This is a genomic window from Mesorhizobium sp. M6A.T.Cr.TU.017.01.1.1 (assembly GCF_004023115.1).
Lineage (GTDB): Bacteria > Pseudomonadota > Alphaproteobacteria > Rhizobiales > Rhizobiaceae > Mesorhizobium > Mesorhizobium mediterraneum.
In genome coordinates this window covers 51,691-63,881 of the sequence record NZ_RZTA01000006.1, presented here as the reverse complement: position 1 = coordinate 63,881, position 12,191 = coordinate 51,691, and the positions used below count along the sequence as shown (strand labels likewise).

General features: G+C 61.6%; 10 protein-coding genes, 1 pseudogene and 1 riboswitch. Of the genes and pseudogenes, 7 read left to right on the top strand and 4 right to left on the bottom strand.

The genetic code is table 11. From position 1 onward, the window contains the following. Positions 1–36: 36 nt before the first annotated feature. Both EOB36_RS03300 and EOB36_RS03295 read left to right on the top strand, forming a co-directional pair. Entirely contained in the window at positions 37–747 is a 711-nt protein-coding gene (locus tag EOB36_RS03300; RefSeq protein WP_164547127.1) for a FecR domain-containing protein, read from the top strand. A gap of 15 nt (positions 748–762) precedes the next feature. Beyond that, the gene (locus EOB36_RS03295) at positions 763–2,685 is read left to right on the top strand and encodes an adenylate/guanylate cyclase domain-containing protein (protein ID WP_128284275.1); all 1,923 of its coding nucleotides are present in this window, start codon (positions 763–765) and stop codon (positions 2,683–2,685) included. Positions 2,686–2,850: 165 nt separating this feature from the next. On the opposite strand, the gene EOB36_RS34860 is transcribed toward EOB36_RS03295, so the two are convergent. From EOB36_RS34860 to EOB36_RS03275, 3 genes are all read right to left on the bottom strand, one after another. After that, positions 2,851–3,105: a hypothetical protein gene (locus tag EOB36_RS34860; RefSeq protein ID WP_245457942.1), complete on the bottom strand. Its 255-nt coding sequence runs from the start codon at positions 3,103–3,105 to the stop codon at positions 2,851–2,853. A 139-nt stretch (positions 3,106–3,244) separates the two neighbouring features. Next, positions 3,245–3,754, bottom strand: a complete 510-nt coding sequence (locus EOB36_RS03280; RefSeq protein WP_126105176.1) for a superoxide dismutase family protein — start codon at positions 3,752–3,754, stop codon at positions 3,245–3,247. A 148-nt stretch (positions 3,755–3,902) separates the two neighbouring features. Next, positions 3,903–4,679 (bottom strand): sulfite exporter TauE/SafE family protein, encoded by a 777-nt coding sequence (locus EOB36_RS03275; protein WP_128284274.1) that lies wholly within the window; start codon positions 4,677–4,679, stop codon positions 3,903–3,905. 336 nt (positions 4,680–5,015) lie between these two features. Then, positions 5,016–5,128, top strand: a riboswitch (TPP riboswitch). 123 nt (positions 5,129–5,251) lie between these two features. Between EOB36_RS03275 and EOB36_RS03270 the strand changes: the two genes are divergently transcribed. From EOB36_RS03270 to EOB36_RS34850, 5 genes and pseudogenes are all read left to right on the top strand, one after another. Beyond that, positions 5,252–6,043, top strand: a complete 792-nt coding sequence (locus EOB36_RS03270; protein ID WP_164897437.1) for an ABC transporter permease — start codon at positions 5,252–5,254, stop codon at positions 6,041–6,043. Continuing rightward, complete coding sequence (locus tag EOB36_RS03265) at positions 6,037–6,798, top strand: ABC transporter ATP-binding protein (protein WP_164897441.1); 762 nt, start codon at positions 6,037–6,039, stop codon at positions 6,796–6,798. Before EOB36_RS03270 ends, EOB36_RS03265 begins: the two co-directional genes overlap by 7 nt. After that, positions 6,795–7,808, top strand: coding sequence for an ABC transporter substrate-binding protein (locus EOB36_RS03260; protein ID WP_128284272.1), 1,014 nt, complete (start codon positions 6,795–6,797; stop codon positions 7,806–7,808). Before EOB36_RS03265 ends, EOB36_RS03260 begins: the two co-directional genes overlap by 4 nt. Beyond that, a pseudogene (locus tag EOB36_RS34855) lies at positions 7,805–9,043 on the top strand (LLM class flavin-dependent oxidoreductase); the annotation flags it as partial. The gene EOB36_RS03260 and the pseudogene EOB36_RS34855, both read left to right, overlap by 4 nt. 144 nt (positions 9,044–9,187) lie before the next feature. Further along, positions 9,188–10,897 carry an ABC transporter ATP-binding protein gene (locus tag EOB36_RS34850; protein WP_245467588.1) on the top strand — a complete coding sequence of 570 codons (1,710 nt, stop codon included), beginning with the start codon at positions 9,188–9,190 and terminating at the stop codon, positions 10,895–10,897. Here the strand turns inward: EOB36_RS34850 and EOB36_RS03250 are convergent. Next, on the bottom strand, positions 10,867–11,982 hold the full coding sequence (locus EOB36_RS03250) for an AI-2E family transporter (protein WP_095484115.1): 1,116 nt from the start codon (positions 11,980–11,982) through the stop codon (positions 10,867–10,869). The two genes, EOB36_RS34850 and EOB36_RS03250, sit on opposite strands and share 31 nt — an antisense overlap. Between the last annotated feature and the right edge of the window lie 209 nt (positions 11,983–12,191).

The following is a 12,191-nucleotide window of genomic DNA, read 5'->3' as shown; positions in this document are numbered from 1 at the left end:
TTTGCGGCACCATCTGTCGCTGAAACGGTCGGGTCCATGACGGCCTACCAGACCAACATCATCCGTAATGACGGCGAGGCGATGAACGTCGGCGCTGGCGTCGAACTCGGCGACCACCTGCGTAGCAATGTCACCGGTCTCGGAATGCTCGTGTTCCGGGACGAGTCGAGCGCCAAGATTGGTCCGAACACCAGCCTGACGATCGATGAATTCGTCTACAATCCGGGGTCCCGATCAGGAAAGATCGACATCAGGATGAACAGCGGCCTGGCCCGTTTCTACGGCGGTCAGGTTTCGAAGGGCGGCGACATGCGAGTTGCGACGCCACACATGGTGCTCGGAGCCAGAGGCGGCATCATTGAAGTGCTTGTGATAGCTGGTCAGACCGTAGGCATACTGCGCGCCGGCCGCATGACCTGCATGATGAATGGCCGCAAGCTCGTGGTCACAAACCCGGGCCACGCCTGCACGTCGGACAATGACAAACTGCTGACCGGCTACGGCGGTATCGACGCCTTCCCGATATTGGACAGCATCGAGCGGATAGCCGGCACCGGCCTCCCAGGCAAACCGGGTCCGGGGCTGGACGTAAACGCGATTTGTGCGTCAGCACTCGGCAACTCGCTCAAGGCCTGCAAGTCCACCGACGGGGCATTGCCCGGCGTGGCCATGGAGTTCCCTGACAGCCCAGCGCCCCCTGTAGGCAGCGGGGTGGATGAGGATGACTGCTATCCCGACTGCCGGTAGGCCCGGCCGGCCGGCATGAGCCCCTTGGCTGATTGGCGGCGGGCTGCCCGGCGCAAGCTTCCGGGTCTTGCGGTCGTACTCTTGCTGCTCGCTTGCCATTTTGCTTTCGACGGGCCGCTATCGCGCCTGCGCGAGCGTACGTATGACTTCTACCAGTTCCTCGCCCCGCGCGAGGCGACGAGCAATCCTGTTGTGATAGTCTCGATAGACGACGCGAGCCTTAAGGCATATGGGCGATGGCCCTGGAACCGTGGCCTTTTGGCCGATCTGGTCGACGGTGTCGCCGAGTCCGGTGCCGCGGTGATCGGGCTTGCGCTGGTGCTGCCTGAGGCTGACATCTCTCCTGATGGTATCGCCGGAGACAAGCGCCTCGCGAGCGCACTGGCGAAACATCAAACGGCGCTCGCCGTCAGCCTGGGCAATGAGGCGACCGTATCAGAAGCAGAGCCCAAAGCCGGTTGGTCGATCGTCGGGCAAGTACCCGAGACGCTTCCTGGCTTCACCGGTCTGACAGGCTCGCTTCCAGATTTCTCGACCGCCGCTGCAGGCCTCGGCGTCATTCGCACTTCGCCGGATCCCGACGGCGTATTGCGCCATGTGCCGCTGCTCTGGCTCCGAGATACGGCTCAAGGCGTGCAACTCTGGCCGTCCTTCGCGCTCGAACTCCTGCGCCTCTACGCCGGAGAGAACGGCTACGTGGCTCGGATGAATGCCGCCGGGTTGGACGCGCTCAGGATGGCCGGGTCCATTGTGCCACTCGAGCCGCAGGGCAGCATCCGCCTCTGGGAAACCGACACTAACACGCCGCGCATATCTGCCAGTGATATCCTTTCGGGCCGCGGCAATCCGCTGCTGCGGAACGCCATCGCCATTGTTGATCTGTCGGCCGTGGGATTGACCCAGTATCTGCCCACGCCGACGCGTCCGGCGCGACCAGGCGTGGACATCCACGCTGATGCAATCGGCCAGATCCTTGCCGGGCGCTATCTTGTAGAGCCAACGCTAGCGCGTACGCTGGAGCGGCTGTGGTTGGTCCTCAGTGGCATCGTTTTCATCGGGCTTTCAGGAGTGCTCGCCGAGCGTGTCGCGCTCGGCGCACTCGCTCTGGCGCTCCTGGCTGCCACGCCCTTCGCGTTCGGCGCTCTCGAATACAGCCTGCAGGGTGCACTCTATGATCCATTGCAGCCGGCGCTTGCGACGATCCTCGTAGCCGGCTTCGAAGGCTATGTCCTCTACAGGCGCAGCGAGCAGCGTCGGTCCACCCTGGCACGGCAGTTTTCCCAATATCTGTCGCCCTCCGTGGTGCAGCGCCTCGCAAATTCGGACACCGAAGCGATCCTGTCCGGAGAAAAGCGCGAGATCACAATCCTGCTGAGTGACATACGCGGCTTCACGACGATGAGCGAACAACTCGGTGCCCAAGAAATCGGAAAGGTGGTCAATCACTTTCTCGGCCTTGCGACCGATGAGATACTCAAGCGCGACGGGACGATCGACAAGTTCATGGGCGATGCCGTGCTAGCCTTCTGGAACGCGCCGCTTGATCAGCCAGATCATCGCGAGCGCGCGCTCGAGGCGGGGCTTGCCCTGATCGAACGGGTGAAGCGCGAAAATGCCGGTTTCGCCGCGCGCGGGCATCCCTCCATCGAAATCGGCGTCGCCATCGAGACTGGCATCTGCTCCGTAGGGAATTTCGGCTCCGAACGGCGCTTCGATTACACCGCGATCGGCTCGCCGGTGAACCGCGCGGCACGGCTCGAGTCAACGACCAAAAAGCTGAGGATCCCTCTGGTGCTTGGTCCCGGATTTGCGCAGGGAGCATCAATGCCAGTTGTGCAGGCAGGTGTGTTTGAACTGCAAGGCTTCAAGGGCGAGGTGTCGATTTTCACCGTTCCGGAGATGTACGCCTCGTCGCGATCTGCCGAGGAAGTCATATGATGTTTGGCACCGGCTCAACTCGCTACCTCATTGGCAGCCGGCGAGCGAAAGCCAAGGGCGGCGGAAATCCGATGGGCGGCCTGGGCTACCATGTCGCCCAGTTCGCTTATGCGTTCTTCCGGCACCCGGTTTTCCGGGGCGGCGATGTTCAGCGCCGCGATTATCTTACCCGGTGCCACGAAAACCGGTGCGGTGATCGGCGCCGTTCGGGCCCAGGATGGCGAAAATCATGCCGCGCGGCACATCGAGATCGATACCATCGACGGCGCGCAGCTTGCCGAACGTTTTGACGAGGCCGCGGGCGGAAATGGCTGACTGGGCAAGACCCGTGGAGGACAAGCCCATAGGAGAAGTTTCGTTCATGCAATCATCCAGCAGTCGCGAAATAAAGGCCAATTTCGGCGCGATGGCTGTCGTCAATTCCTCGGCAGGCGCACGAGCTTATCGTCTGGCTTGTCCTCATGCTAGAGGCTCCAACCATGTACCACTACTTGGCCGCCGAGGCTGAAGAGCCGGTCAGATCATATGTCGGACGGATCTCTACTCATCGCTGGGTTTCTCATTCGATCACGGCGCAGGCCTGACGATTTCCGGCATCACCGGCAGGCTGGCTTTTGTAGTCGTCCTGTCCGCCGTGGATCATCAATGCCTTGCCTCGTATTGCCGTTTCTCCACCGTCCAGTTTGACCATGCTGTTGAAAGCCTGGGCACGCAAAACGCCGTCGGCGCCGACCCGCTGATTTGGCATGTCGCCCGCGTGCGGGCCTTTTCCAGTGAGATATCCATGTTCGGCATTCGTCGGATTGAAGTGCCCACCTGCCGAGTCATGGCCGGTCTGATGGTCGCACTTTCCGGTTTCATGAACATGGAACGCGACCCATTCACCCGCCGGCAGTCCTGTTACGTCCAACGCTATCAGCACACCCTGCGCTGTCTCGGTCAGCGTGGCCGTTCCGTTCTTCTCGCCAGCCATGTTGACGAATTCGGCTTTCGCGGTCGCGGTGTCCTGAGCCGCTGCAGGCATCGCGACCGCCAGCGCCAATCCTGTTGTTGCAAGCAAATTTTTCATCAGTTGGCCTCCGGTTGTACAAGGACCCCAAACAACAACGGGGCCTCTTCGTTCCATTTGGGAATGTCTCCGGCACGGCCGCCAGAGAAGCGGGTGATGCGTAGAACTCGATAGTCTCCGTGTATAAGTGAAGTTTCACGACGTTGGTTTACACCAATTCGAAGAGTTCCGCGGTTTGCCAACCTGCCAGCAGTATGATGAGAATACCAATGAGCCTGAGAAGCGTCTTTTCAGCGATTGTTTTCACTACCAGTCCGGCCATCGGCGCTGCGACCACGCCGCCAAGGATCAAGCCGGCAACGGGGATTAGATTTTCCATCAGCCCCCCAGCCTCCTCCCAATGGCCCGTTAGTAACGCAAACAAGAAGGTCAGAGACACCGAGAACGTGATGAGGAACTCGCTGGCATTTACCGTGCCAATAACGTAGCGGGGCGTCCCGCCAAAACCGAGAAGCCCGGTCGTCACTATGGGTCCCCACCCGCCACCGCCTGCGGCATCGAGAAATCCACCACCAAGCCCAAGGGGAGGTACCACGCCTGCCGGGACCGGATTGCTTGGGATCCGCCGGAATGAACGGAACAGGAGCCAAGCTCCGACCAGCGCAAGGTATGTGGTCACATACGGCTTCATGACGGCTCCTTCAAACGAGGTGAGCACAAAAGCGCCGAGGACGCCGCCGATCACGCCAAATGGCATCAGCCGCCAGAAAAGCTTCCAGTCAATGTTGCGGTGATAGAGGTGAGCCGAACCTGAGGCCGCAGTGGTAAACAGCTCAGCCGCGTGAACTGAAGCCGAAGCGTGTGCAGGAGACACGCCAAACCCCAGTAGGGTTGTCGAGGAAACGACGCCGTAGGCCATGCCGAGAGCCCCGTCCACGGCTTGAGCTACAAACCCCACGAACGCAAAAAGAAGGAATTCTTGCATTTCGCTCTCCAACAAAGTGCGGGTCGCAATTGGCGATAGAGAAACCCGCTGCCTACAACGTATGCAATTATACCTTCACGCTTCCACAATTCATCAAACGCGTGGCATCGATAATGGTGACGACGAACGGAAAACGATCCGCTCGACCGGCGCCTTTCCTCATATCCTCAAAGTCATTTGGCCTCTCAGAATATTGAGAGCGATCTAGAACAGGATGCCGGGTTGGCACCTCCTCTGTCCGCCCAGATGTCCCTGATGGAACCGCAACCTCCTCTGACCCGAGGTTTTACGAGCCGGACGCAGACTTGCAGCTCCACCCTTTATCTGTTTAATTGCCGCCATCCACAGGGGTGCTCCGTATCGTCGGGGCTGAGAGATGGGCTGCAAGCCCGTAAACCCTAGAGCTGATCTGGATAATACCAGCGGAGCGAGGCGGGAGATGTTTTCTGGCGCACAGATTTTTCTTTTTCCGATGTCCGGCGATTTCGTCGGCCCGCTCGAGGGCCATGTCACGATCGCGGTCTCGGCCAAAAACCCGACCCCACGCTGATCTTTCGCGCCGGAGGTCTCGCATGTCCCAGTCTTTCTCCGCCGCGCCGCGAATGGTAGCCTTGTTCGCCAAGGTCGGACCGGCCTTGCTATCGGTCGGCACGCTGGTTTTGGCCTGGGAGCTCTATGCGCGCATCTCGCCCACCACGCTGCCCGCGCCGTCACGAGTCCTCGCCCAAGCCATCCAGCAGCGCCAGGCGCTGTTCGACAACACCGTGCCGACCATCAGCGCCACATTGGCGGGTTTCGCCTGCTCGCTGGCCGTTGCCTTCATCCTTTCGGTGCTGATCGACTTCTTCAAGCCGCTGCGCCGCGCCCTGTTCCCGGTATTCATCATCAGTCAGACCCTGCCGCTGGTGGCGATCGCCCCGCTGGTCGTTCTCTGGTTTGGCTTCGGGCTGACGCCGAAGATCATGCTGGTCGCGCTCGTGACTTTCTTTCCCATGCTGGTCGCGCTGGTGCAGGGTTATGAATCGACGGATCGGGACATCTCGGCGCTTCTGAGTTCGATGGGCGCTTCCCGCATGCGCATTTTCCTGCTGGCCCGCCTGCCCTCGTCGCTGCCCTATTTCTTCGCGGGCCTGCGCATTTCGATCACCTATGCCGTGGTCGGCGCCATCTTCGCGGAATATGCCGGCGCGGCCAAAGGGCTCGGTATCTACATGCTCAACGCCAAGAACAATTTCCGGCCCGATCTCGTGCTCGCGGCCGTGCTGGTCAGCGCCTTGCTCACGCTGGCCCTATTTGCCGCCACGGTGCTGATCCAGCGCGCCGCCATGCCATGGGAACGGCTCGATGCCGCGCGAAAATCATGAACAGGCGGCTGGAATTGCGCCAGATCAGCAAAAGTATTGGCGATGTCGACGTGCTTGCCGGCATCACCCTGCATGTCGAGCCGGGCGAATTCGTTTCAATCCTCGGCCCCTCCGGAGCCGGCAAATCCACGATCTTCAGGTTGCTGACGGGCGGTCTCGAAGGCCACGACGGCGGCATCGACTTCGACGGGCGGCCACTGGCCGACGCGCGCCGACCGTTTGCCTTCATGCCGCAGCACGACGCCCTGATGCCCTGGCGCACGGTTATCGACAACACCGCGCTCGGCCTGGAAGTCCAGGGCATGTCCCGTAAGGCGGCGCGCGACAAGGTGGCGCCGCTCTACGGCGAATTCGGCCTTGCGGGCTTCGAGCAAAAGTATCCGGCGCAGCTTTCGGGCGGAATGCGCCAGCGCGCCGCGCTGTTGCGTACCGTCGTTCAGGACCGCGCCATGCTGTTGCTCGACGAACCGTTCGGCGCACTCGACGCCCTCACGCGCACCGGCATGCAGCGCTGGCTTCAGACGATGTGGGACCGACACCGCTGGACCGTCCTGCTGATCACCCACGATGTCCGCGAGGCGGTCTTCCTGTCCGACCGCATCTATGTGCTGAGCGGCCGCCCTGCCCGCGTGCTGCGCGAAATCGCCATTCCTCTTCCGCGCCCGCGCAAAGATCTTGCCTCTCCGGAAGCCACCGCCATCGAAGCCGACATCGTCGATACCCTTCTCGATCCACAGCTCGCCCAAAGGATATGACCATGCTTTCCAGACGCCTCTTCATCGCTGCCGCATTGATCGCCGGGCTCGGACCCGTCACGCCCGTCTTCGCCCAGCAGACTGTCACCGTCGCTCTCGACTGGACGCCGAACACAAACCATGTCGGACTCTATGTCGCCCGGGCGAAAGGCTTCTACACTGAGGCCGGGCTCGACGTGCAGATCCTGCCCTACACCGACACTGCGGCCGGTACGCTGATCGCCAACCGCGTGGCCGATTTCGGTATACTAGGATCCATAGGATTGTTCACCCAACGCACGGCCGGCGCCGACCTCGTCGCCACCTACGCCATCATGCAGACGGAAACCGGCAGGCTGGCCTTCAATGCGGACCGCGCCGATATACAATCCCCCAGGGACCTGGACGGCCTGACCTATGGCGGTTTCGGCAGCGCCTGGGAGAATGCGCTGATCGGCACCATCATCCGCCATGACGGCGGCGACGGCAAATTCGAAACGGTGACGCTGGGCACCTCTGCCTATGAGGCCTTGGCCAATGGCGCAGTCGATTTTACGCTCGAAGTCTACACTTGGGAGGGGATCAAAGCGGAGCTTGACGGCAAGGCCCAGCGCGCCTTCCGCTACGCGGATTTCGGCGTGCCCGACCAACACACCAATTTCATTGGCTCGAGCCGCGCCTACCTCGAGAAAAACAAGGACACGGCAACCGCGTTCATCGCCGCGACTAGGCGCGGCTACGCGTTCGCCGTCGAACATCCGAAAGAAGCGGCTGACATGCTGATCGGAGCAAACAGCGACGTGCTGACCAACCGTCCGTTGATCGAGGCATCACTGAAGGCGCTGGTCGACGGCCACTATCTACAAAGCCCCGCCGGGGCGATCGGCACGATCGATCCCGCAAAGATGGAGGCTATCGGCGACTACCTGTTCAAGGCCGAAATCCTGCGCGACGGCGATGGAAACCCGGTCAGCGAACGACCCGATTTCGCGGCCTATTACAGCAACGCCTATCTGGCCGACCAAAAATGAGCCCGCCGCGGCGCATGCATCTCAATGCCGTGATCTTCGGCCTCGGCAGTCACGAGGCCGGTTGGCGCATGCCCGAAAGCGACCCGCTTGCCTCGACCAGCCTGGCCTACTGGGTCGATATCGCCCGGCGCGCGGAGGCTGCCGATTTCGACGCTCTGTTCCTCGGCGATGTGCTGGCCTTGCAGGGTGGTGCCGATCGGCATCTTTCCGACGCGATGGATCCGCTGCTGATCCTATCGGCGATCGCTGCCGTCACCAGCAGGATCGGACTGATCGGGACTGCATCGACCAGCTTCGATCACCCTTTCCACCTGGCTCGGCGCTTCGCCTCTCTCGACCACATCAGCAAAGGCCGTGCGGGCTGGAACATCGTCACCTCGTCCAACGTGCTCGAGGTCCGTAATTTCGGACTGGACGCCATGCCGGAGCATGACGAGCGCTATGCCCGCGCAGCCGACGTGGTCGACGCAGCCATAGCGCTCTGGCAAAGTTGGGCTCCCGATGCGAGGACGCCGGACAAGGCCGCCGGGCGATACTTCGATCCTGACAAGGTCCGGCCCGTCGATCACGCCGGTCCGTTCGTGCGCACCGCGGGCCCGCTCAACGTGCCGCGATCGCCCCAAGGTCGGCCACTCCTGGCACAGGCCGGCTCGTCGGAAGCTGGCCGCGCCTTCGCCGCTCGTTACGCCGATATCGTGTTCACCGTGCAGGCGACGCTGACGGAAGCGCAGGACTTCTATCGCGACATCAAATCACGAGCGGCCGCCGTCGGGCGCGATCCAGACACGCTCCTGGTCTTTCCGGGGATCGTGCCGATCGTCGCTCATACCAGGCAAGCAGCCGAAGAGCGGCTGGCCGCGCTGAATGGCTTTACCGTAACCGACCATGTCCTTGCCAAACTCGGCGAATTCCTCGGCGAGGATCTAGCCGATGCCGAGCTCGACGCGCCGTTGCCGCCCCTGTCGAGCGCACGGCCGAACCAGTCCAGCCAGAGCCGGGTCGGCGTGCTGGTCGGAATCGCAAGGCGGGACAGGCTGACACTGGGCCAATTGCTCATGCGGCTCGCAGCCGGCCGCGGTCATCTGCTTGCCGTTGGAAATGCCCGCGACATCGCCGACACGATGCAGCAATGGTTCGAGGGCGGAGCGGCCGACGGCTTCAATGTCATGGCGCCCGTCATGCCCGCCGACCTGCAAAGCTTCGTCGACGAGGTAATGCCTTTGCTGGAGCGTTCGGATGTTTTCGGCGCCGGGCGCACTCTTCGCTTTGCTGCGCGAACAGGTCATCACCGTCCCGCCCTTTCGAGCATGCCGGAATTGACACCCTCGCACAGGCATGCTCCTGGCAATCCAGACCTTCGAGCCAGAAAAAGCGTCCCAATGCTTCGTAGATTTTTCTCCTACTACCGCCCCTGGAAAGGTCTGTTCATCCTGGATTTCTGCTGTGCGGTTCTGTCTGGCATGCTGGAGCTCGGGTTCCCGATGGCAGTCAAGGTGTTCGTGGACGACCTGCTGCCGACTCAGCAATGGCTGCTGATCCTTGCTGCGTCGGCCGGCCTGCTTGCCATCTATGTGCTGAACACCGGACTGATGGCGGTCGTGGTTTACTGGGGTCATATGCTCGGCATCAACATCGAGACCGAGATGCGCCGGAAGAGCTTCGATCACCTGCAGAAGCTCTCGTTCCGCTTCTATGACAACCACAAGACCGGCCACCTCATCGCCCGCGTCACCAAGGATCTGGAGGAAATCGGCGAGGTCGCCCATCATGGCCCGGAAGACCTGTTCATCGCGATCATGACTTTCCTCGGCGCCTTCGCGCTGATGTTCGTGGTCAATCCGCAGCTTGCACTGATCACGGCGGCAATTGTTCCGCTGGTCGCCTGGGTGACGAGCCGCTACGGCGCGCGCATGACGCGCAACTGGCAGGCGCTTTACGGGCGGGTCGGCGATTTCAATGTTCGCATCGAGGAGAACGTCGGCGGCATGCGGGTGGTGCAGGCTTTCGCCAATGAAGACCACGAGCGCAATCTTTTCGCGCGTGACAATGCCAGCTACCGCAAGACCAAGCTCGATGCTTATCGCATCATGGCGGCCAGCACGTCGCTGAGCTACATGAGCATGCGGCTGATCCAGCTGGTGGTAATGATCGCCGGAAGCTACCTCGTGCTGCGCGGCGAACTTTCCGGTGGCGGTTTCGTTGGTTTCCTGCTCCTGGTCAACGTGTTCTTCCGGCCGATCGACAAGATCAATTCGGTGATTGAAACCTATCCGAAAGGCATCGCCGGATTCCGCCGCTATGCGGCTCTCCTCGACACCGAGCCCGACATCGCGGATCGGCCTGGCGCGGTTGATGCACCGACGCTCCGAGGTGACATCAGCTACCGGGATGTCACCTTCGGCTATAGCGGCGAACGGGCGGTTTTGAAGAACATCAATCTTGACATAACAGCGGGACAGACCATCGCCTTCGTCGGGCCGTCAGGCGCCGGCAAGACGACCCTGTGCTCGCTGCTGCCGCGTTTTTACGAGGTCGACAGCGGCGCCATCACGATCGACGGTTTGGATATCCGCGACATGACGCTGGCTTCGTTGCGCGGCCAGATCGGCATCGTGCAGCAGGACGTGTTCCTGTTTGGCGGCACGATCCGCGAGAACATCGCCTACGGCCGGCTGGACGCGATCGAAAGCGAGATCGTCGAGGCCGCGCGCCGCGCGCGCCTCAACGAACTCATCGCTTCTCTGCCGGAAGGCCTCGATACGATCATTGGCGAGCGTGGCGTAAAACTGTCGGGCGGTCAGAAGCAGCGCCTGGCGATCGCGCGTATGTTCCTGAAGAACCCGACAATCCTCATCCTGGACGAGGCGACGTCGGCACTCGACACGCAGACCGAGCGGGAGATCCAGCAGTCGCTGGCAGAGCTTGCGCAGGGCCGAACGACACTGGTGATCGCGCATCGGCTGGCGACGATTCGCAATGCCGATCGCATCGTGGTGGTCGCCGAAACGGGCATCGTCGAACAAGGTCCGCATGATGAACTGGTCGCGCGTGGCGGTGCCTACTCACGGCTGGGCGCGGCTCCGGACTGACGTGATGGCTTTGTGTCGCGCCTTGGCCCCGGTTCCGCCTCGGGTTGGTCGTTCAATCGTTTCTTGAGGATGTCAATGAGGCTGATGGTGACCGCGATCACCGCAGGGCCAAGGACGAGCCCGGATGCTCCAAAGAGAACGATGCCACCGACCGCGCCGATAAAGGCCACCACCGTGTGGAGCCGCAGCCGGCTCCCGACAAGCATCGGATAGAGCAGATTGTCGATGCCGGCGACGATGACGCCGCCCCAGATGGTCAGTATCGCCGCGCTCGCCCAAGCCCCTTCCAGCGCGAGATAGATCGCTGCCGGCACCCAGATCACGAATGCGCCGAGCACTGGCACGATGGCAAGAAGTCCCATTACCAGACCCCAGAAGACCGGAGTTGGCAGGCCCAGCCACCAGAACATCAGGCCGCCCAGCGTTCCCTGCACAGCGGCGACAAACACGGTGCCTATCAGGATCGCATGTACCGTCTCGGCAAGGCGGGACAGTATGTATGCCGTCTCCGGTGCACGCAGGGGCGAGAGACCCTCGATCCCGCGCAGAGCGGGTTCGCGGTCCCGCAGAAAATAGAACAGCAGATAGAATGTCAGCACGAACATCACGGCCTGATTGATCGAGCCGCGCAAAAGCGATGTGCTTTGTCCCGTCAGCCATTGTACCAATGCGGCGACCGTACCGGCCGGATCGACTTGGTTCTCGATCCACTGGGCAACGGCCGAAAGCCTGGGATAGTTCGACATGAAGCCGTCTGCGTTCCAACCCCGGATGACCTCCTCCAGATAGGTAGCGCCGTTTACCGCCTCGCGAACAAGCTGCTGTGCCACGAAGATGAGCGGCAGGCCGACGGCAATCGCCGCGACGCTCACCGATACCAGTGCAGCCAGGTTTTGATTCCTGAGCCTTTCCCCGACCCGCCGATGAGCCGGATACAGGATGATTGCCAACACCAGCGCCCAGGTCAATGCGGGCAAAAAAGGCAACGCCAAGAGATAGCAGACATACAGACCGATCGCCGTCGCAGATACGATGCCGAGCAATCTCATCTGTTTCATATCGGGCATTTGTTTCAGGTCGGGCATCTCTCGCCGTCTCGCAAACCAGCCGAGCCTAGTGGATTTCCTGACAAAATGGCAGCTTCCGTTGCCGCACCTACGTCGCTGTCGAGTGTGACGAAAATGGCCCGGCCATTTTCTCGCTCTTCGAGCTCATTATGCTGATTGGGCGCCCGTGCGCGCTGGCTTCACAGGACCAATAGAAAAAAGGCCGGACTGTAAAAGTCCGGCCAAGC